Annotated in this window: 22 protein-coding genes; 11 read left to right on the forward strand and 11 right to left on the reverse strand. The window is 37.8% G+C overall.

Annotation, left to right across the window (positions count from 1 at the left end; all coding sequences use genetic code 11):
- Positions 1 to 88: 88 nt before the first annotated feature.
- Entirely contained in the window at positions 89 to 1,039 is a 951-nt protein-coding gene (gene ftsY, locus R8806_RS01055; protein ID WP_027203074.1) for a signal recognition particle-docking protein FtsY, read from the forward strand.
- Positions 1,040 to 1,109: 70 nt separating this feature from the next.
- The gene (locus R8806_RS01060; protein ID WP_087422090.1) at positions 1,110 to 1,586 is read left to right on the forward strand and encodes a low molecular weight protein-tyrosine-phosphatase; all 477 of its coding nucleotides are present in this window, start codon (positions 1,110 to 1,112) and stop codon (positions 1,584 to 1,586) included.
- Between the two features lie 136 nt (positions 1,587 to 1,722).
- On the opposite strand, the gene R8806_RS01065 is transcribed toward R8806_RS01060, so the two are convergent.
- Positions 1,723 to 2,670, reverse strand: coding sequence for a phosphoribosylaminoimidazolesuccinocarboxamide synthase (locus R8806_RS01065; protein WP_124318111.1), 948 nt, complete (start codon positions 2,668 to 2,670; stop codon positions 1,723 to 1,725).
- Positions 2,671 to 2,691: 21 nt separating this feature from the next.
- A complete protein-coding gene (locus R8806_RS01070; RefSeq protein WP_124318110.1) occupies positions 2,692 to 3,639 on the reverse strand; it encodes a PhoH family protein in 948 nt (315 codons plus the stop codon).
- Between the two features lie 482 nt (positions 3,640 to 4,121).
- On the opposite strand from R8806_RS01070, the gene R8806_RS01075 reads away from it, so the two are divergent.
- The 3 genes from R8806_RS01075 to R8806_RS01085 all read left to right on the forward strand — a co-directional run bounded on the left by R8806_RS01075 (position 4,122) and on the right by R8806_RS01085 (position 6,701).
- Positions 4,122 to 4,322, forward strand: coding sequence for a hypothetical protein (locus tag R8806_RS01075; RefSeq protein ID WP_151412181.1), 201 nt, complete (start codon positions 4,122 to 4,124; stop codon positions 4,320 to 4,322).
- A gap of 17 nt (positions 4,323 to 4,339) precedes the next feature.
- Positions 4,340 to 4,915, forward strand: a complete 576-nt coding sequence (locus R8806_RS01080; RefSeq protein ID WP_124318465.1) for a hypothetical protein — start codon at positions 4,340 to 4,342, stop codon at positions 4,913 to 4,915.
- A gap of 376 nt (positions 4,916 to 5,291) precedes the next feature.
- The gene (locus tag R8806_RS01085) at positions 5,292 to 6,701 is read left to right on the forward strand and encodes a hypothetical protein (protein ID WP_151412180.1); all 1,410 of its coding nucleotides are present in this window, start codon (positions 5,292 to 5,294) and stop codon (positions 6,699 to 6,701) included.
- Positions 6,702 to 6,711: 10 nt separating this feature from the next.
- Here R8806_RS01085 and R8806_RS01090 read toward each other — a convergent pair whose 3' ends face one another.
- Positions 6,712 to 6,882, reverse strand: coding sequence for a hypothetical protein (locus R8806_RS01090; RefSeq protein WP_164720149.1), 171 nt, complete (start codon positions 6,880 to 6,882; stop codon positions 6,712 to 6,714).
- A 387-nt stretch (positions 6,883 to 7,269) separates the two neighbouring features.
- Between R8806_RS01090 and R8806_RS01095 the strand changes: the two genes are divergently transcribed.
- Positions 7,270 to 7,947 (forward strand): recombinase family protein, encoded by a 678-nt coding sequence (locus tag R8806_RS01095; RefSeq protein WP_151412179.1) that lies wholly within the window; start codon positions 7,270 to 7,272, stop codon positions 7,945 to 7,947.
- A gap of 20 nt (positions 7,948 to 7,967) precedes the next feature.
- Here the strand turns inward: R8806_RS01095 and R8806_RS01100 are convergent, their stop codons facing one another.
- Entirely contained in the window at positions 7,968 to 8,405 is a 438-nt protein-coding gene (locus R8806_RS01100) for a hypothetical protein (protein ID WP_151412178.1), read from the reverse strand.
- A gap of 68 nt (positions 8,406 to 8,473) precedes the next feature.
- A complete protein-coding gene (locus R8806_RS01105) occupies positions 8,474 to 10,132 on the reverse strand; it encodes a site-specific integrase (protein ID WP_167513946.1) in 1,659 nt (552 codons plus the stop codon).
- Between the two features lie 229 nt (positions 10,133 to 10,361).
- Here R8806_RS01105 and mazG point away from each other — a divergent pair, with 229 nt between their 5' ends.
- From mazG to menA, 5 genes are all read left to right on the forward strand, one after another.
- Positions 10,362 to 11,153 carry a nucleoside triphosphate pyrophosphohydrolase gene (mazG, locus tag R8806_RS01110; protein WP_118301910.1) on the forward strand — a complete coding sequence of 264 codons (792 nt, stop codon included), beginning with the start codon at positions 10,362 to 10,364 and terminating at the stop codon, positions 11,151 to 11,153.
- A gap of 99 nt (positions 11,154 to 11,252) precedes the next feature.
- On the forward strand, positions 11,253 to 11,603 hold the full coding sequence (locus tag R8806_RS01115; RefSeq protein ID WP_027203069.1) for a hypothetical protein: 351 nt from the start codon (positions 11,253 to 11,255) through the stop codon (positions 11,601 to 11,603).
- A 110-nt stretch (positions 11,604 to 11,713) separates the two neighbouring features.
- Positions 11,714 to 14,944, forward strand: coding sequence for an FAD-dependent oxidoreductase (locus R8806_RS01120; RefSeq protein ID WP_124317415.1), 3,231 nt, complete (start codon positions 11,714 to 11,716; stop codon positions 14,942 to 14,944).
- 135 nt (positions 14,945 to 15,079) lie between these two features.
- Positions 15,080 to 15,925 carry a CvfB family protein gene (locus tag R8806_RS01125; protein ID WP_124317414.1) on the forward strand — a complete coding sequence of 282 codons (846 nt, stop codon included), beginning with the start codon at positions 15,080 to 15,082 and terminating at the stop codon, positions 15,923 to 15,925.
- Between the two features lie 171 nt (positions 15,926 to 16,096).
- A complete protein-coding gene (menA, locus tag R8806_RS01130; RefSeq protein WP_118301913.1) occupies positions 16,097 to 17,002 on the forward strand; it encodes a 1,4-dihydroxy-2-naphthoate octaprenyltransferase in 906 nt (301 codons plus the stop codon).
- A 222-nt stretch (positions 17,003 to 17,224) separates the two neighbouring features.
- On the opposite strand, the gene R8806_RS01135 is transcribed toward menA, so the two are convergent.
- The 6 genes from R8806_RS01135 to R8806_RS01160 all read right to left on the reverse strand — a co-directional run bounded on the left by R8806_RS01135 (position 17,225) and on the right by R8806_RS01160 (position 21,698).
- Positions 17,225 to 17,602 carry a DUF3127 domain-containing protein gene (locus tag R8806_RS01135; RefSeq protein ID WP_087422097.1) on the reverse strand — a complete coding sequence of 126 codons (378 nt, stop codon included), beginning with the start codon at positions 17,600 to 17,602 and terminating at the stop codon, positions 17,225 to 17,227.
- A 69-nt stretch (positions 17,603 to 17,671) separates the two neighbouring features.
- Positions 17,672 to 18,376, reverse strand: a complete 705-nt coding sequence (locus tag R8806_RS01140; RefSeq protein ID WP_087422098.1) for an FKBP-type peptidyl-prolyl cis-trans isomerase — start codon at positions 18,374 to 18,376, stop codon at positions 17,672 to 17,674.
- An 18-nt stretch (positions 18,377 to 18,394) separates the two neighbouring features.
- On the reverse strand, positions 18,395 to 18,997 hold the full coding sequence (locus tag R8806_RS01145) for an FKBP-type peptidyl-prolyl cis-trans isomerase (protein ID WP_087422099.1): 603 nt from the start codon (positions 18,995 to 18,997) through the stop codon (positions 18,395 to 18,397).
- Positions 18,998 to 19,124: 127 nt separating this feature from the next.
- Positions 19,125 to 19,781: an ABC transporter ATP-binding protein gene (locus tag R8806_RS01150; RefSeq protein ID WP_118261008.1), complete on the reverse strand. Its 657-nt coding sequence runs from the start codon at positions 19,779 to 19,781 to the stop codon at positions 19,125 to 19,127.
- Between the two features lie 91 nt (positions 19,782 to 19,872).
- On the reverse strand, positions 19,873 to 21,165 hold the full coding sequence (locus R8806_RS01155; RefSeq protein WP_229782873.1) for an ATP-binding protein: 1,293 nt from the start codon (positions 21,163 to 21,165) through the stop codon (positions 19,873 to 19,875).
- A 191-nt stretch (positions 21,166 to 21,356) separates the two neighbouring features.
- Positions 21,357 to 21,698 (reverse strand): DUF3795 domain-containing protein, encoded by a 342-nt coding sequence (locus tag R8806_RS01160; protein WP_124317444.1) that lies wholly within the window; start codon positions 21,696 to 21,698, stop codon positions 21,357 to 21,359.
- Positions 21,699 to 21,772: the final 74 nt, after the last annotated feature.

The following is a 21,772-nucleotide window of genomic DNA, read 5'->3' on the forward strand; positions in this document are numbered from 1 at the left end:
ATTTTCTTTCATTTTCAATTCTTCATTTTCAATTTTCAATTTTCAATTGTTTTACCTACCTTAGCGTTCTGAATCAATTTATGTGGAAATGGCATTATTCGGTCTATTTAATAAAAAGAAAAAGGAAAGCCTTGATAAAGGTTTAGAAAAGACGAAAGAAAGTGTATTCAAGAAACTCTCTCGGGCAATTGTTGGTAAATCCAAGGTTGATGACGAGGTTCTGGATAACTTGGAAGAAGTGTTGATTTCTTCGGATGTGGGAGTTGATACAACTCTTCGTATCATTGAACGAATCGAAGAAAGAGTACAGCGGGATAAATATGTGGGTACGGATGAATTAAACCGGGTATTGAAAGAAGAGATTGTTGATTTGTTGAAAGAGAATAATTCAACGGATTACGATGCTTTGAGTTTACCGGAAGGACATGGCCCTTATGTGATCATGGTAGTCGGTGTGAATGGAGTGGGTAAGACAACGACAATTGGTAAATTGGCTCACAAATTTAAAGATGCTGGAAAATCTGTTGTTTTAGGGGCTGCAGATACCTTTAGAGCTGCCGCGGTAGATCAGTTGGTAATCTGGGCGGAACGAGTAGGGGTACCGATCGTAAAACAGGGTATGGGGGCAGATCCGGCTTCTGTGGCTTTTGATACGCTGAGTAAAGCGAAAGCGGAGAATGCAGATGTGGTGCTTATTGACACGGCGGGACGTTTACACAATAAGATAAACTTGATGAACGAATTGACGAAAATCAAGAAGGTCATGCAAAAAGTGATTCCGGATGCCCCACATGAAATTTTGTTAGTACTTGACGGTTCTACCGGGCAAAATGCTTACGAACAAGCAAAACAATTTACCTTGGCCACGGAAGTAAATGCTTTGGCGATTACAAAGCTGGACGGAACGGCAAAAGGTGGCGTTGTAATTGGTATCTCTGATCAATTCAAAATTCCCGTGAAATACATTGGTATCGGTGAAAAAATTGATGATTTACAAGTATTCAATCGTGAAGAGTTTGTAGACTCTTTATTTAATTAATAGAACATAATTTTTGAGAGCGGTTATTATGGCAAACAAGGTCATGATAACCGTTTTTTAATGTTTAGCTATGAAGAAAAGAATTCTGTTCATATGTTTGGGTAATATATGCCGCTCCCCGAGTGCCGAGGCAATTATGAAATATTACGTGAAAGATCGGGGATTGGAGGAACAATATTATATTGATTCTGCAGGGATTAGTGGTTATCATTCCGGTGATCCGGCGGATCGTCGGATGCAAAGTCACGCAATAAGAAGAGGATATGATCTGACCAGTTTATCCCGGAAATTTTATCCGGATGCAGATTTTTCTGATTTTGACATGATTATCGGTATGGATGACCAGAATATCCGTGATCTGCAAAGAATGGCTACATCCGAGGAAGAAAAGAATAAAATATTCAAGATGACTGATTTCTGCCAGCGTTTTTCCTACCGGGATAGCGTTCCCGATCCTTATTATGGCGGGGATTCCGGATTCGAATTAGTGTTGGACTTACTGGAAGATGCTGTTGAAGGTCTGTTAGATCAGCTAGAAAATAAATAAAGAGGCTGGTCAAAAGGTCAATTTTAAACAACTACCCCCTCTAACTCCCCCTTACACAGGGGGAGCTGGAGAGGGTAGCTTATAGATACTGGATAAGACTTTTGAGACAGCCCCTTTATTGGAAAGTTTTGACTATTTATTTCAGGCTAGCCAAGCATTCATTTACATTGTTCTCGATGCGGGCAAGAATGTTCGTGCTGTCGGCTTTTTCGAACTTTGTTCCCGTGATATGTTCGTATAATTCGATATAACGATTCGTGATGTTGGCTACCACTTCCGGAGTCATTTCCGGAACAGTTTGCCCTTCTTTTCCTTGGAAGTTATTTTCCATTAACCATTCGCGAACGAATTCTTTGGATAGTTGACGCTGTCTTTCTCCTTTTGCTAGGCGTTCTTCGTAACCGTCGGCATAGAAATAACGGGAAGAATCCGGGGTGTGGATTTCGTCGATCAAATAGATCTTTCCATCTTTTTTACCGAATTCGTATTTCGTGTCTACTAGAATTAATCCCATTTTGGCTGCAATCTCTGTTCCTCTTTGGAATAGGGCAAGAGTGTATTTTTCGATGGCCTCGTAATCTTCTTTACTAACCAGTCCGGACGAGATGATTTCTTCTTTAGAGATATTTTCATCGTGTCCTTCCATAGCTTTGGTGGTAGGAGTTACAAGAGGTGTCGGGAATTTCTGGTTTTCAACCATTCCTTCCGGCAAAGGTAAACCGCAAAGGGTTCTCTTTCCTGATTTGTATTCTCTCCATGCACTTCCGGCCAAGTAACCGCGAATAACCATTTCTACTTTGAACGGTTCGCATTTGTGACCAACGGTCACCATCGGATCGGGTGTTGCTATTTTCCAGTTCGGAACGATGTCTGACGTTGCATCTAGGAATTTAGCGGCAATTTGATTCAATATTTGTCCTTTGTAAGGTATTCCTTTCGGGAGTACCACGTCGAAAGCGGAAATTCTGTCGGATACCAACATAACGAGGTATTCGTCATTGATGTTATACACGTCACGTACTTTACCGACGTATTCATCTTTCTGTCCCGGGAATTTGAAATTTGTTTTTACAATCGCTTCCATGTTATTTGCTTTAAAGATCCGTTATTTAGTTTTTTCTTCGTTGTTGTAAGCGTTAACAATCTCTTTCACCAACCTGTGGCGAACGATGTCACTGTTGTCGAATTCGACAAATGCAATTCCTTTTATATGATGCAGTAATTTGAAGGCATGAATCAATCCAGAATCACTTCGTTTGGGAAGGTCTATTTGGCTCATATCCCCGGTGATCACGAATTTAGCGTTGACACCCATACGGGTTAGGAACATTTTTAACTGATTTTTTGTCGTGTTCTGTGCTTCATCGAGAATCACGAATGCATCATTGAGTGTACGTCCCCTCATGTATGCTAAAGGGGCAATCTGAATGATTTCCGTTTCGAGATATTCGCTTAATTTTTTCGAGGGAATCATGTCAGAAAGAGCATCGTACAAGGGTTGCAAATAGGGATCAACTTTCTCTTTCATGTCCCCGGGTAGGAATCCAAGACTTTCACCTGCCTCTACTGCCGGACGGCTGAGAATGATCCGTTTGACCTCTTTATTGCGTAATGCTTTTACCGCAAGAGCGATTGCCGTGTAGGTTTTACCGGAGCCGGCCGGACCCGTGGCAAAAAGCAAGTCGTTTGTTTTGGCCAGATCAACGAGTTTACGTTGATTTGTCGTTCTAGCTCGTATAATTTTCCCGTTATTCCCGAAAACAATAATTGAGGCCGGGTCCTCGGGGTCTTCCACGATCTCGTCTTCCAGAATAATTCTTTTCAGATTGGCGATCGTGAGCATGTTATATTTATTGTAATGTTCCAAAAGGGCATTAATTTTGGCAACAAGGACATCAATGTCGCTTTCTTCTCCCTGAATAATGATTTCATCGCCCCTAGCGGTGATCTTCAATTTCGGGAAAAATTCTTTTAAAGTAATGAATTTTGCGTTGTTAATGCCGTAAAAGTCAATAGGATCAATGTTTCCAATACTTATTCTTCTCTCTATCATGAAACTTAAAATAAAAGCCTTATTTTTGCAGGTGCATTGATTTTCAGTTTTTTACATTTAAATCGGCTTGCCTACAAGTCTTGTCTCTTTTTTAGACAGAACAAAGATAGTGTCTTTTTCATTATTATAAGGGGGATTGGGTAGATTTCTTAGCTTATGTATAAAGATTTTCGATTGTTTAGATAATAATCTATATGGACTGTTTATTTGTCTTATGAATTTTTCATATCTTTGCCGAGCGACTGGGAACCAGTTTGTGAGGAGTTCTTTTGCGGTATAATGGCCGCTTAGTTATAGTGAACGTTTGAAGCTTTCTTGTTGCAAAAATCGCCAAATTATTGTGAGTAGAGAACTGCTGAAAACGTGCACGTCGTAATGGCGTGTACGTTTAGTTGTGCATTTACTCAAGGTGTTTGGCGATACCATGCAACGATGTACGATGAAAACGTACACGTTTTTTTTGTGCCAAAAAATGAATGATTATGAAAACAGATAAACGTAATAAAATGCGTTTTAAACGAATGGATAAAGTTCAATTAATGAATTATATTATTGTGTATTTGTTAGGTGCATTAAGTGCAACAACAATAATATCATTACTTGAATTGTATTCGTATTTTGAAATGCGTGGAACGTTAGAATATTTTTTTGAAGATTTTTTTAGACACATATTATTAATTTAAAATTAAAAAATGAGATTATGAAAAAAATGATTTATGTATTGATGATGATGTTTGCAATGACTGCATTTGTATCATGTTCAGATGATGACGATGACAAGGATGACAAAGGAAAAGATTTAGAATTTGTATTAGGAAATAAAAAGTACAAATTAGAGAATGATGATGATGCAACTTATAAAGTGAAAGCAACACAATTGAATGCGGATTTTGGGAATGATGATTTAGAAGATTTAGTGACACTTTCTTTATATTCGTATGCGTTAAATTTAGATAAGTTTGAAAGTTCTAGATTAGAATCGAAAAAAATAGAGTTGAATAAGCAATACAAATTGGAAGAAATTGGAATAGGTCTAAGGCTTTCTTTAATGGCTCCGGACAAACATGGTGTTGAAGGGATGGGATTTGATTTGAGTGATAATAGTATCGTTACTATATTAGAAGAAAATGCATCAAAAAATTATATCAAAATTAAATTCAGTAATATGGTATTTGAAAATATAAGTTTGCATACGGGAGAAGTTCTTGAAACATTAACAGCGCAAGGAGATTTTGTTGTTTCGATTACATACGAAAGATTGCAAAATATTGATTAATATTGTGTGCTGCATTATTATTTTGCAGTGTGTTGTTTGGCGTTCGATAATACTATCGAACGCTTTTTTATTCGTACATAATTGTGCATTTTTTTATTCATTAACATTCAAAATTACGTTATTAACTCTCATAATTTATTTCGTTAAAAAGAATTAAATATGTGTCTAATTGAGCCAGAAAGTGGTTTTTTAATAATAATGCGTGTATGTTTGCACGTGAGAAGAAATCCGGAGTATAATCTTCTTTTTTCAGTATTCTGATTAAGGATACTTACAGCATTAAATTTCATTTATCTGTATCAATTGATACAGATTGTTAATGCGTATGAATTGTATTTGAATTTGTACGTAATGTGTAATTTTAATGCCTTTTTGAATGAAAATAGAAAAAGAAAAATTTGATATTTCAGTATCATTGAAAAAATTTGAACAAAAACCTAGTAACCATGAATGGAAATTTATAAAGTACATTAAACAAAGTGTAGATGTTGATATGTTATGTGATTTAATAAAACAAGGATTCTGTTTTTGTCACATATTCAAATCTAATGATATTGTTTTTAGTGTAAAAGATAAAACAATCGCAAATTTTTTAAGTACACAAACGGTGTGGATTGATTTGGATGATACGTTTGTTACTATAAATGAATTTTATGATTTTGTGAGCATTAAGCCTTCAATATTGTATTCAACTCCAAGTAATATTATTGGAGTGAATAATCGATTTCGTGCAGTCTATGTGTTTGATGAATTAATTGAAAGTAATAAGTTATATAATGAAATTGTAGATAATATAATTAAGTCAATTACAAATGATATTAATGGTTTTATTTTGAAAGATAAAACGTGTAGAAACGCTAGCCAGCAATTTGCTGGAAATGCCAAAAATGATATTATTATATATTCTAATTATAACGTATATTCATTTAGTGATTTTGATATAGATGTAACTTCAATTAATATCAAAGATGATTTTGTGCAAAAGCGTTCTTATATTAGGGAAGGAGAGAACAATATGTGTATGCATTTGCAAAATGCACATGATAATAAAAATGTATATGTGAAATTTAATGATAGACAATTTATTAATGATTATTTTAACGTTAAGGATTATAACGATGCGTGTAATTTGATAGATAAGTATAAAGAAAAATATCCTTACTATGATTCAACGCCAATACCAATTGTTGATGAAGATATTCCTTTAATACAACTTCCAAATAATTATGTTGAAATAAAACGAGATTGGTTACGTGTAAAAGAATATACACGCAATGGTGATGATATTCATAATTGTCATGTGTTGAAATTGAAAGCTGGCGCAAAAGGGAAAGGGAGGGGGAATATATTGTATAAGAATGCGAAAATAAGAATGATTATGACTGAAAATATTACATTTGAACATTTGTTATTTCAGTTATTTTGCGAACGACAATACTATATTGATAATTCAGATAGAGAAATAAGTAATTTGCGTTTGTTTAAAATAGCCCTTTCGGCTTATACTACTAGTAATACAATCAATTTGTATAAGAATAAACGTAAATATATTGTCAATCCATTATACAAAAGTAAATATCATCCAACGAAGAATGAAATGATGCGATTAATTGCTAGTGCAAAGAAAATGATAAATGATAGTTTGATAATTGATAATTACGATATTCATTTATCTGTTCGAGAAAATATGAATCGATTTAATGAATTGTGTATTCCTGTTTCAATTCGTAAACTATATTTGTTCTGTAAAGAACAAAATATTCCAACTAAAGGGTATAAGGAATGAATTATATTATTCATTCTTTTTTCCTTTTATGATATTCTTTTAGCGATTCTGATATATTCTTTTTATGCGTATCACTCAATTTTCTATTTTGTAATGATTTTTTAATACGGTATTTTGTTGTAGCGCTTTTAGGGCGTCCTGTTAATTTTTTGCTTATTTTCTTTTTTGTTATTTCATTCATATATTAGTTGTTTTTTCTATATAAATATGTCGTTAATAGATAGGTTGTATTTTATAATTGAAAAAATATATATGTGAAATATTTTTCAAACAGACCCTATTGATAGAAAGGTTGAATATGTACTCAATTTGAGAGCGAGGATACGTAGTTCTCATTTGTATGATAGGCGTGTATGTGAATTGTATATAAAATGAATCTATCTATTAAATAAGCATTTGTATTATATGTATTTGTCTATTCAATTTTAAATTGTAAAAATGAAATTTAATACGTATAACACACGGTAAATATGTATCTTTTTTTGATTGTATAATGAATTAAACGTTCGTTTAATTCATTATATGAATTGAATGTATTATATTTGCATTGTAATTAATAATTGATGCAATGAAAAAATACGTAGCATATTATCGTATATCTTTGAAAGATGAAAATAAACAAAGAGGACTAGGATTACTTGCACAACGTACTACTGTATGCAATTATATTAGTAGTAATGGTGGAAAACTAATTGCAGAGTATAGTGAACGAGAAAGTGGCAAGTTGGATAATAGAATTGCTTTAAATTATGCATTAAAAGAATGTAGAGAACATAATGCTACATTGGTAATCGCTAAACTTGATAGACTTTCAAGAAACGTTTCATTCGTATTTTCATTGCGAGACGCTGGCGTCGATTTTGTTGCTTGTGATTTATTACAATTCAATACACTGACTTTAGCTGTATTTTGTGCAATGGCACAGCAGGAACGAGAATTGATTTCTTCACGAACAAAAGCTGCATTGAATGAATTGAAAAGAAGTGATGTAGAACTAGGAATGCCTATGAATTTGATTAATAATTTAGATAAAGCTATAAAAAAATCTATTCAAACACGGAAAATGAAAGCATTGAATAATGAGAATAATATAAAATCATTTGCAGTAATTCAATTGTTGAGAGAAAATAACGTGTCGTTAAACGCTTGTGCAAAATATTTGAATGAAAGGAATTTTTTAACTTCAACATCTAAAAAACATACGGCTACAAGTGTGAAAAATCTTATTCAATTATATAATTATTAAAGGTGATTTTATAATCACCTTTAGTTTATACTATTTAATCTATCTAATTCTTTTTTATATTTTTCAATTTCTGCTTCAATTGTTTGTTTCATTCTATCAATTATCTTACTTTTTTCAGATTTGATTGTTTGTATTAGATTATTAAGTTGTTCAATGAATGAGTCAATATCTTTGTCTGAGAGTTTTTTATTATCTTTTATTTTGGATGTGATAGAAGTGATTAATTCATTTATTTCTGATTTCGTATCTTTATCTACGTTTTTACTTGGATTATTTTTCTTTCTTTCTAAAATTAAATTATTTTCTTTAGCAAACTTTTTTAAGCATTCAATTTTTTCTTTATCCTCTTTTTGTTCGTATTTAATTGAATCGTGTTCTTCTAAATATTTTTGTTCAATACCTCTGTTTTGATAACGTTTTAAAACACCTTTGTGTGCACTTATTATACTTCCTGCCATAATGATATTATTTTATATTATTGTATGCAAATATTGTCATAATGATTTATAATTGCAAATTATATCATTTAATTCTTATTGTTACTATTTTCTTTTGATTTTATTATTATTTGTAATATTTCTTTGTCATGAATAAAATTACCTTCTGTTGTTTCGTTATAGAAATCTGTTTCATTTGGAATTTCATTAAGGCAATCTTCTTCATGTTCTTCATAATCTTTTTTTGTTTGTTCAAGTTTTAGTAAATCATTTTTTTCAATCAATTCTTTTTCAACCTTTATCTTTTCTTCTGAAAGTATATTATTATCTAATTTTAACAATGTTTTTTCTTCAACTAATTGTTCTAATTTGTTTAATAAATTGGTATCTATTGTTGATTGATTTTCTAATTCATTTTTATTGTTTTTGTAAGAACTATTATTTTCGATAAGTCCTTCTTTTTTTAAACTTTTTGTCAATATTGTTCCTGCTTCAATTGCTGCATTTTCATTACTTAATTTATCATATCGTTCTAACATATCCTTGTCTTTAAGTCCTGTTATTTTCATGATAATATTGTCTGGAACTTTATTGGCTCTTGCCCACGTAATAAAAAATCTTCTAGCGGTGTGTGTGCCAATTAGTTTATATCTAGGAAATGATTTTGTTTCAATTCCATTTTTGGTATGAGTTGTATACGGATATTCCCCTTTTATTTCTGCTAATTTTGCAATTTTTTTTAGATAATCGTTTGCTGTAGCAGGGCTATGATAATTCATTGTGTTTTTATCTATTATTTTGGCTACAGGAGGTAATACTTCAATGTATACGGGGTGTGTTCTTTTCTGTTGAATAAATTGAAGAAATTCCTTATCATCTTTCTTTATTCTAATAAATGTATTATTGAATTTTTTTACGTCACCAAATCGTTGTCCAACGAAACTTTGAAAAATGAAAGCATCTCTTATTTCTTTGTATGTTCCACTTAATTCTAATTCCATTATTCTTTTTATTTCTTCCAATGTTAATGCGATTTGATTTTCGTATTGTTTAACTTTTTCTGGAAGTGGTTTATACAAAGCAATATTTGACATATTGTAATTAAAAAGATTGTGACGTGCAGCTTCTCTTAATTCTCCAACTAATATTGTCATTTTGTAATTTACTCCGTTAATAGATATGAGTGTACCTTTACGTTTACCGGGAAGTAATTTCAATGTTTCTCTATATTCTTCAAGAAAATCGAGATTAATACTTTCTAATGTATATATTTCTTTTGTTTTACAATATTCTTCAAAGTCTTTAATGACTTTTGTCATTTTAGGTGCAGATGTTGGTGCAACACGTTTTTCAATATTACGAATCATCCATATGAATGGATTATCTTCATTTTTCCATATTTTCATGTCGTTTTTTAAATATCGTTTCAAAATAGCTTCACGTCGGTTTATCTCATTGGAATTATTACAAAGATAATTTTTAAACGCATTAAATCGTTCTCTGTATTCATCTATTTTGCAATTTACGATTTGATTATTTTTATTATCGAGCTCACATAAAATATTGCTTGTAAACGCCTTTTGTAATTTGTGAGACCAGTGGTCTGGGTAAACACGTACTTTTAAGGGAAATTTGAATTGTTTTTTACCAATGTATATAGACATATATATACTTGTGGGTTTCCGAGATTTTCGTTTTCTTAATAAAAAACTTGCTCTTAATTCGTTTACAAAGTATTGGTTTTCCATGTTCAGCAAAAATAAGTGTCTTACTAATGTGTCTTGCAAAAGTGTCTTAGACTTGTATTTTTGCTGCATTAATTTATATCCCCCAAATATTAAGTCATTGAAAATCAAAAATTATTTCCAATGTGGTTTTTTCCGGATAAAAGCCTTATTTTTGCAGGTGCAAAGTAGGGAAAACAATTGAAAATTGAAAGTTGGAAATTGAAAATTTTTCACGAGAGTAGAGTTTGTTATGGAGAAAGATTTTACGAAACAGAAAGAAGCTTTTGCCGAGCTGTTGGATATAATGGAAACCTTGAGGGAAAAGTGTCCTTGGGATCATAAACAGACGATGGAGTCTTTGCGGACGTTATCGGTGGAGGAGGTTTATGAGCTGGGAGATGCAATTCTGAAAAATGATATGCAGGAGGTGAAAAAGGAGCTGGGAGATTTGCTTATGCATATCGTGTTTTATGCTTTGATCGGGAAGGAACAGGAGCAATTTGACATGACGGATGTTTTGAACGAGATCTGTGCCAAGTTGCGCTATCGTCACCCGCATATTTACGGGGAGGTGAAGGTCGAGGATGAGAATGACGTGTTGCGTAACTGGGAGCAATTGAAGTTGAAAGAGAAGGGCCGTCATAATAAAGTTTTGGAAGGTGTCCCGGATGCTCTTCCGGCTTTAGTGAAAGCATACCGGATTCAAGATAAGGTGAGGGGAGTCGGGTTCGACTGGAAACAGAAAGAGGACGTGTGGCAAAAAGTACGGGAAGAGTTGGGTGAATTGGAAGTCGAGGTAGCCCGGAAGGATCAGGAGCGTATGGAAGAAGAATTCGGTGATTTCATGTTTGCCATGATTAACGCGGCGCGACTATACGGTATAAATCCGGAAGATGCTTTGGAGAAATCCAACAAGAAATTTATTCGTCGTTTTTCGTACGTGGAAAAGAAAGCTCACGAAACGGAGCGCAACCTTTCAGATATGACCTTGGAGGAAATGGACGAGTATTGGAACGAGGCAAAAGCGATGGAAAAAGCTTGAGAAGATTCCGTGATAGTCGATTTGATAACTGGAAGATTCTATAATCACTTAATTGGAAATCACTAAATCACAAAATTAATCGGATTTAAAATTAGCAAGGTGGATTTAACAGGTAAATGGAAATATAAAGAGGATTATGGCTACGGGGTAGCCGAGGGTGAGTTGTTCTTGAAACAAGAGGGGAATGATTTGTCTGGGCGGATTATTTTTACGGATAAGCTTGAGGGAGAGGAAGGATATATGTTGCAGGAATTTTTAGTGGGGAGGCTTGAAGAACATAAGGTGAAATTGGATGCCGAAGAGTTTGATATTATTCATTCCGAACACGAGATCGAGTACGAGTTGGATAGTTGGTTTGGTATCTTGGTTGATGCTGATACGATCGTTGGGGTGAGTAAGGATGGACAGGGAATCGAGGGAAAATTCACATTCACGAGAGAAAAGAATTAAATGTTAAAAAATAGATAAATTTGAAAAGCTGACTTTTGTCAGCTTTTTTTTGTCTCGGATCGGTTATATTGCAAAAGAATCTAATAACCTAACTAATAAAACAATAACTTATGTCGAAGATTAATTCGCATCCGATTCTGGATGTTCCGAAACGAGATAAAGTGGTGTTCACTTTTAACGGTAAGAAAATCGAAGGAGAAAAAGGTTTTACCATCGCAGCAGCCTTGCATCAGGCCGGGTACCCCGTGCATAGTCACAGTCTGGATGGCCGGGGACGTTCTCTAGCCTGTGGCATCGGGAAATGTGGGGCTTGTGAGATGTTGGTGGATGGTAAAGTCCGGCGTATTTGCGTGACAAAAGTGGATGGTGTGAAAGAGGTACGGGAGTTCGCCCAGGGGGAAATGGCCGAACAACATGCCGAACACCGGATTGATACACGGAAAGTACTTCGTACCACGGTGGTGATCGTGGGGGCCGGGCCAGCCGGATTAGCCGTGCGGGAAGAATTTGAAAAGTACGGTATAGATAATATCGTGATTGATAATAATGATAAGATTGGCGGTCAGTTTAATATGCAAACCCACCAGTTCTTCTTTTTCGAGAAAGAAAAACGTTTCGGGGGTATGCGCGGATTTGATATTGCCAAAACATTGGCGGGGGAGAATATGGAAGGTATTTATCTGAACTCTACGGTTTGGGATATATTGGAGGGGAAACGAGTGGCCGTGAAGAACTTGGAAACGGATACCGTGTTTTTCGTGGATGCCGATTATTTGGTCGTGGCCACGGGGGCTGTTCCGTTTATGCCGGCTTTCGAAAACGATGATTTACCCGGGGTATATACGGCAGCTGTCGTCCAGAAAATGATGAATAACGAACTTACGCTGTTGGGGAAAAATGTTCTGACCGTGGGAGCCGGAAATATCGGTTACTTGACTTCTTACCAGTTGATGCAAGCGGGGGCCCACGTGAAGGCGATTATTGAGGGGATGCCAAAAGAAGGTGGTTTCCCCGTGCAAGCAAACCGGGTGCGCCGTTTGGCGATACCGATCATGACGTCCCACGTGCTGTTGAAAGCGATCCCGAATGCTGATCACACGGGAATCACGGGGGCTGTTATTGCCGAATGTGAGAATTTCAAACCGATTCCGGGTACGGAAAGAATATTGAATGGCATAGATGTCATAAATATATGTACAGGGTTGATACCGGACAATCAATTGTTGATGAAAGGAAAGGCCGTCTTTGGAGAGCATTGTTATGCTGCGGGAGATGCCGTGAGAATTGGAGAGGGAACGAGTGCCGTGTTGCGTGGAAAACAGACGGCGATTGAGATATTGATGGATTTGGGGGCTAGGGTGAGTTATGATGATTACTTGGTGGTTTCCAAAGAGTATATTGATTCACAACAACATCCGGTTCGGATTCTGGAAACACCCTGTTTGCCGGAGACGGAACGTATGCACAAACGGGGATTCGTGCAAATGGATTGTTTGTATGGTTTTGCATGTAATCCTTGTTCTTTTGCCTGCCCTCACGGGGCGATAACGAAAAGTTCGACTTCTACCGTACCTCACGTGGATTACGATAAATGTATCGGGTGTATGGAGTGTGTCTATCAATGTCCGGGATTGGCCATTTTCGGTTATGATTTACGAAAAGATAACTTGTTCCTGCCGATAGAATACGAGGTAAAGGAGAAAGAAGTGGTTTACTTGGTGAATAATTATGGTGAGAGATTGGGAGAGGGGATTATCGAGAAAGTTCTACACAAGCCGAATAAAACGAATATAGCCCGGGTGAAAGCCTTGGATGTTCACGGGGAAGATTTGGTGAAGGTGAGAGGTTTCGTGGTGAAGGAGAATTACCCGCAACCGCTAGATTTGGAACCGTTGTTGAAGGATCAACCGGGAGCCACGTTTATTTGCCATTGTGATGATGTTACTTTGGACGATGTTTTGAAAGTCGTGGGTGATCGTACCTTTATTTCGATAGACGAGATAAAACATACCACTCGCTTGGGAATGGGACCTTGCCGGGGGAAACGTTGTATTCCTCGGTTGAAAACAGCTTTACGAGCTAAAGGGATTGAGATCGTGGGTGATGCTACACCGAGAGCGCCCCTGTCTAACCAGTTGAATCTAGGTGAATTGTACCCGCCAAAGCGAGGTGATGAGCATCGTGTGGCTAATCGATCGGATTTCAAGAAGATAGAGGTAGGGGCGTTGATTGCCGGAGGTGGTATTGCCGGAAGTGCATTATTCCGCTATATGGCAGATTCTGGTTTGAATCCCGTGCTGGTGAATGCGGATAGAGGTTCCTCATGGAGAAATATCGGGGGAGGGCGTACTGCATTCTCTTTACCGGAGCTGGCCGAGATCGCGGAGCATAATCATGCTATATTTAAAGAGTTACAGAAAATATCGAATATTGATTACAAGACGACGCGCTATATTAATCTGGCTCATGATGAACCCACGTTCAATGCCTTGGACGCAAGTCGTGCATGGTCGGATGCCTATATGGTTGACCCGAAGAATTTTCAGAAAGAGATTTCTCCTTATTTCAGCACGAAATCCAAACGTTACTTGGGGGCTTTGATTACCAATGATTGCTGGCAGGCAACCCCCGGTAAAGTGGTTGATTTGATTCGTAACATGGGTATTTCAGCCGGAGGACGGATCGTGGAAGATTGTAAGGTGTTGGAAGTGATGAAAGAAGGATCAACATACAGTATTTTAGTGTTGACTCATGATAAGAAATACGTGGAATTCCGCACGGAGATATTCGTGAATGCCTTGGGGGCCGGGGCCGGAAAGATATGCGAGGGATTGGGGATTCATGCGGGATTGTACCCGGTACGCCATCAGGCATTTATCACTCGTCGTTTGCCCATGCTAGGGAAGAACGGGGATAGTCTGGATATGCTGATCGATCGGCAGGAATATAAAGGATTCTCCGCTGTCTATGGGCAACAATTAGTCCACACGGGGCAAATTATCGGTTGTGCATCCCCGCGGGTGGATGCGTTGCGGACGGATAAAAATCTGATTTTGAATACGAAGGAGTTTATGGAGATTATCAGTGAATTCTTCGTGGATTGGATGCCGGAACTGGCTGGCGTGAGTATACAGGCCACGTGGTCCGGGTATTACACGGAGCCTCGCTATATTGTTGATCCCGAATTAGGTCTGTTTGTCGGTATGCGGGGGCATGGTTTCATGTTATCGCAATACTTGGCTAAGATGTATGTTGATAAATTAATGGGCCGTCCGGTACCGGAATATTTCGATCAATTGAAGTTGAACGGACCGGGATTGTCGGAAAAAGCCTTTAAATGATTTCGAGATTTACGATTAGATGATTTTATGATTTCCACCTTCCTGCATTCTTGTAGGGGGTGGAAATGATTTAATCACCGAATCATAAATCATAAATCACTTAATTTCTCTATCTTTGTCACAAAATTACAGAATATGATAAAGTTAGGAGAATATAATATATTGAAGGTCGTTAAGATCGTGGATTTTGGTGTTTATTTGGATGGAGGGGAATATTGGGGAGAGATTTTGCTACCGAAAGAAACGGCTCCGGCTGAATGTAAGGAAGGTGATGAATTAAAAGTTTTCATTTATTTTGACTCGGAAGACCGGGTGATTGCCACGATGACAATACCTAAAGCCGTCGTGGGTGATTTTGCCTTGATGAAGGTGGTGGGTACGAGTCGAGTAGGAGCTTTTTTGGACTGGGGATTGCGTAAGGATTTGCTGGTTCCTTTCCGGGAACAGCGGGAAGAAATGATTGTGGGACGTGAATACTTGGTTTATGTTTACGTGGATAAAACGACGGATCGTATTGTTGCTTCCACGAGATTAAGTCGTTTCTTGGATAAGACCCCGGCAGAGTATGAATTGGGGCAGGAGGTTGAGTTAATCGTTGCTCGTCGTACGGATTTAGGGTATAATGTTATTGTCAATAATAGCCATGAGGCAATTATCTATCGTAACGAGATATTCCAACCTATAACCATCGGGCAGCACCTGACCGGTTATATAAAGACAATCCGGGAAGACGGGAAAATTGATTGTATCCTGCAAAAAAATGATGGTCATGAACAAATTGATCGTTTGGCAGCCTTGATACTGAAAAAGCTGGAAGAAAATGGAGGTTCCTTAGCTGTATCGGATAAGAGCGATCCGGACGAGATATATCGCCTTTTCGGTTGTAGCAAAAAGAACTACAAAAAGACGGTTGGCGGTTTATTCAAACAGCATAAGGTTATTATCGGGGAGAAGGAGCTGAAGTTGAAAATGGAGAATTAAAAGTTGAAAATAAAAAATGAACTCCCTCCCCCTTCGGGTGCTCCCTCTATAAACAGAGGGAGAGTTGAATTACTTTTCGACTTTGGGAAGAGTTACCAGTTCCTCCTCTGTTTATAGAGGAGGTGGCAGCGAAGCTGATGGAGGAGTTTAATTTAAAATCTGAATGAATACATGTCTAAAGTTCGGGCATATATCACGAGTTTTCGGTTAAGAACATTACCTTTATCCTTATCGGGTGTATTACTAGGTTCTTTGTTGGCAGCAAGCGATGGGTATTTTAAAACAACGACCTTCGTGTGGGCCATGCTCACCACGGTTGCCTTACAAATATTGTCTAATCTGGCGAATGAGGTGGGGGATTTAACCAAGGGAACGGATAATGAACATCGTTTAGGGCCTATCCGGAGCGCCCAAAGTGGAGCTTTGAGTATGCGGGAAATGGTACAGGCCATGATTGTTTTCGGGGTAATAGCAATCATCACCGGAAGTCTGTTAATCTATGAGGCATTTCGGGATTTGTTGAATTGGAAAAGTATTTCTTTGTTTATTGCCGGAGGCGCATCTATCGTGGCCGCCGTGAAATACACGGTCGGGAAGAGCGCTTATGGTTACCGGGGACTGGGTGATCTTTTCGTGTTTATTTTTTTCGGGTTAGTGAGCGTGATGGGAAGTTATTTTGCCATGTCCGGTGTTTTACCTTGGATATGTGTATTGCCGGCCGCAGCCATCGGTTTTCTCTCTTCCGGTGTTTTGAATATGAATAATATCCGCGACATCGAGAATGACTCGGTTTGTGGTAAACGTACCATCCCGGTTATCTTGGGAATACGGGGAGCAAAGATATATCATTTCGTGATCACGCTATTGGCTGTGATTTGTCTCGTGTTGTACTCCGTGCTGCATCCTGCCGGATGGACGGGCTATCTCTTTTTGTTAACGCTACCGTTGCTGGCAATGCATCTGAAGTCTGTCTATTGGGGAGAAGGAAGAGCCTTGGATTCTCAATTGAAATTTCTTTCGATAACGACGTTGTTGATAGCGCTTTTATTAGGTTTTGGTCAATTATTGAGTTGTTAGATTATGGTATTAAAAAAAACTGTCCCAAAAGTCATTTTTCAACTCCCTCCCCCCTTCGGGGTACTCCCTCTATAAACAGAGGGAGAGTTGAAATGCTCCCTGTCTTCGGGAAGAGTCACCAGCTCCTCCTCTGTTTATAGAGGAGGTGGCACGAAGTGACGGAGGAGTTTTTTGAAATAAAATGACTTTTGAGATAGCCTTTTTTAATACTAGTATTTCCGTTTAGAAAGGAAGATCGTCGGCTTCCGGCATGGGAGGAATGTCTTCCACCTTGTATTCCGGTACCGGGGCGCCCATCATCGGGGCTTCCGCTTGAACTTTCTCAATTCTCCAACCTTCGAGGTTCGTGAAATAAGAAACCTGTCCGTTGTTCTCCCATTTGCGGCCACGCAAATTGAAATACACTTTAATATTCTCGTTCAATTGAATAGTCTCTAATAGATCACACCGGTCTTGGATCAATTGAACTTTTACGAAGTCGTTCCACTGTGGATTCTTCTCGTTTTCAACTTCTATCACGAATTCTCTCTTCTGGAAACGATCACTGATTTTTTGTGTAGCTTCTTTGTAAATTAATTTTCCGGTAACTTCGTAATTCATTGTTTTTCTGATTAGAAACAAGCCCAAGAGTCCTTGGGCTTGCTAGCTGTTTAAATATCAAATAATAAATTATTTTTGAGCGTTCGGGTCAACGATGTCGATTAATTCAACTTCGAAAATCAACGTTTCGTTCGGTCCGATAGCACCTCTGGCTCCTTGAGGTCCGTATGCCAAGTTTGACGGGATGTAAAGCGTCCATTTAGAACCAACAGGCATTAATTGTAATGCTTCCGTCCAACCTTTGATCACCCGGTTTACAGGAAATTCGGTAGGCTCGCCTCTCTTGTATGAAGAGTCAAACTCGGTTCCGTCAATCAAAGTTCCTTTGTAGTGAACTCTAACAACACTGGTATCTGCCGGGATAGCTCCGGTTCCTTCTTTTTCAATTTTGTATTGAAGTCCGCTTTCGGTAGTTTTGATACCATCTTTCTTAGCGTTTGCTGCCAAGAATTCTTCTCCGGCTTTCAATGCTTTTTCAGCTTTAGCCATCATGGCTTTTTGAGTATATTTCTGTAAAAACATATTCATTTGCATCATGTCGGCAGGAGCGTCTTTTTTCTGTAAGGCACTGTTCATTCCGGCGATGATAGCGTCCATGTTGATGTCTTCAATACCGTTTCCAGTGATGTTAGAACCGTACATGTAACCAATATAGAAACTTGCTGTATCGGCCTCGTTTTTCAGCGATACATTCGTTTTTGTAGAAGTGTTGCAGCAGCTAGATAAACCGATTGCAGCAACAGATAAACCTAAAATTAGATTTTTTGCGTTCATAGTTTTTCGTAAATTAAATTATACTATATCTAATAATTCGATATCAAAAATCAAGGTCTCGTTCGGTCCGATCGCCTGTCCTGCACCGTGAGGGCCGTAAGCTAGATCAGAAGGAATGTATAGTTGCCATTTTGAACCCACGGGCATTAATTGAAGAGCCTCAACCCAACCGGCAATAACTCCGTTAACCGGGAATTCAGCCGGTTCGCCACGGCGGATGGAAGAGTCGAACACGGCACCATTAATCAGGCGTCCTTCATAGTGGCATTTTACAGTATCGCTACTTTTCGGAATAGCCCCGTTTCCGGTGGAAATTACTTTATATTGTAATCCGCTTTCTAGGGTAACCACGCCTTCTTTGCTCTTGTTATCGTTTAAAAATTGTTCTCCGGCTTCCTTGGCAGCTTTACCTCTTTCATTTTGCAGTTTGTTAAAATAGTCCTGCAAAATCTGGTTAGCCTCTTCCGGTTTGATTTCCGGCATCTGGCCTGCATAGACTGTTCTGATAGCGTCAACAAAAGCTTCTGTATTAATGGTGTTCACACCTGAAGAAAGAAGATTACTTGCAATACTTAGACCGAAACAATAACTCACTTTGTCTAACTCTTCTGTATATTTCATTGAAAGGTTTAATTAATAAATAAATATTTTGTTCATTAAAATGCAAATGTAAGAACATTGTGCGAAAACACAAACAGGTTTTCGTGTTTTATTCGCGATACGAGAAAATCGTGCCGGAAGGTTCATTTTATTCATTCATTAGCATTCCGTCATTTAATTTTATTTGTCTGTCTGACATACGGGCTAGTTCCGTGTCATGCGTGACGATTACGAATGTTTGTCCGAGTTCTTCCCGTAAAGTGAAGAATAACTGGTGTAATTCATTTTTGGTACGGGTGTCAAGGTTTCCGGAAGGTTCATCGGCCAGCACGACCCGGGGATGATTGACGAGAGCCCTTGCAACGGAAACTCGTTGTTGTTCCCCGCCGGATAGTTGATTGGGTTTGTGGCTCACCCGGTCTGCCAGACCGAGAAGGGTCAGTAGTTCCATTGCCCGCAGCTCCGCTTCTTTTTTTCCGGTTCCCTTGATCCATGCTGGGATGCAAACATTTTCCAACGCAGTGAATTCCGGTAATAAGTGATGGAATTGGAATACAAACCCGATGTTGTTATTTCGGAATTCCGATAGTTTGTTGGAGGATAACCGGGCAATGTTCACGGAATCATACAATAGTTCACCCTCGTCCGGGGTATCGAGTGTTCCCAAAATGTGTAATAACGTACTTTTCCCGGCACCGCTAGCCCCGACGATCGTTACGATCTCTTTTTCTTTTATCGTGAGATCAATTCCTTTCAGCACTTTTAGTTCGCCGTAGCTTTTGACTATATTTTTAATTTCTATCACCTGACTAAATTTCTTGATTTATGATTTCCGATTTAGTGATTCCAACCCCGCTAACCAACATTTGTTATTTTGATGGTAAAGATAATAATTTTCAATTTCGAGTAATCTTCTCAATGACTTTATTTAGTACTCCAACATAGTAAAATGGTATATTGAGTAATCGGAAAGTTTTACCTGTATTTGGTTCTTTCACTTCATCTATACTCATCGGTTTACTCCACACGCGGATGGCAAGATCATGCGGGGCATCAGACATGAATATATGCAAGGAACGTAGATGTGCGTTTATACCCGATTTTACTTCGATGGGCAGTACGTAAGGTTGGTGTTTCCAAACGAAGTCTACTTCAGCTGAAGAATTTCGATTATTTCCAACCCAATAGTAACGTCGTTCTGTAATTTTCGTGGAATGGGCTAGTAACTCTTGGGCAACGATATGTTCGGCTACATGCCCTCGGTAGGCATCGGAAATATCTGAAACAGAGAAAACTTCTTCACGCACTTCTGATTTATAATTCATTAATCCCGTGTCCAGCCAAATCAGTTTTGGGCGACGGCTTAATTGTGCTTCTAATGGTAATCGGTTATTTAAGGTTGGATAAACTAATTCTAGAAGCATCGCTTTTTGTATGGTGCGGAAAGCCTCTCCTACTTCTCGTGATCGATAGGTTGATCCTCCGAAACGTTCAAAGGTAATCATTTCTCCCCCCTTTTGCCATCCGGTTTCTAGTATATGTCTCATTATTTTGGTTTGGGTTTCGTTAGGAGAATATTTTTCCAAATCATCACTATATGAGGTGATCAAGGCGTCATAAATAGGGTCTAACGATAGTAAGTCTTTGGTTTGTGCGTATGATTTAATTGCTTCTGGCATTCCCCCCACGATACAATATTTACGAAATTCATACATTAGTCTTTCATGGATGGTATCGCCTTGTAATTCTTCTATTACTTGCCGATCAAAATCTTCTCCAATTCCATTCAGATATTCCAAGAATGAGCAAGGATGTAACGCCATATATTCAACTCGTCCTACTGGAAAGGATATTTTGCGGTCAATAACATTTTCTAATAGAGAACCAGCAGCGATGACATAAATATCCGGTCGCTTTTCATGAAAATATCGTAGAATCGCCACGGCTTCGGGGGAGTTTTGGATTTCATCGATGAAAAGTAAGGTACTTCCCTCTGTCGGATTTTTTTGCAAGTGAAAGAAAATAGCTTCTATCAACCGATGTATTTCCTTGTATCGAGTAAATAGTAAGCGGTCTTCTTCCTCGTCTAAGTTGAGTTTTAGAAAGCAATCGAATTCAGTTGCGAAATTCTCTACTAGAGTTGTTTTACCAACTTGACGAGCTCCGCGTAGGATCAATGGTTTTCGCATGGGATTCTTTTTCCATGTTTCTAGATAAGATAAGGCGTACCTGTATATCATAAGCTACTTACTTTTAGAATTTTGTCATACAAATATAGATATATTTGTAATAAATCCAAGGCAAAAATCGCTTATTTTTGTAATAAATCCAAGGCAAGAATCACTTATTTTTGTAATGAATCCAAGGCAAAAAGGTGATTTTAAATTGATGATAGAAGATTTTCTTTTGCACTGGGGTTATGTTGGAAAATAAGACCGATGGTCGGGCAATGATCCAGTTCTTTACAATCGCCACAGGTATTGAATCCTTTTGTTTGAACACATTTCCGGATTTCACAATAATGGCTGCAATAGGCGAATTTAGATCCGTCAACACGGCAACCCGTGCAATTAATAGTTTCCGGTGTGATCTCCGACGTGTTGTTCATGACGCTCCATTTTTGAGCGGTTTCTTCTCTTAACTTTTCATCGTTATTGATCGTGGCGATACGGGCGTCGCAGTTTTCGCAATCTAATCCACAACAGGCGATTAATTGTTTCATAATAGGGTATGTTTGATTTAAGCTTTAGACAAAGATAAGAAATATTAGATTGCTACCTAGGATTACTTCATAAG

It is taken from the genome of Butyricimonas faecihominis (assembly GCF_033096445.1).
Taxonomy (GTDB): domain Bacteria; phylum Bacteroidota; class Bacteroidia; order Bacteroidales; family Marinifilaceae; genus Butyricimonas; species Butyricimonas faecihominis.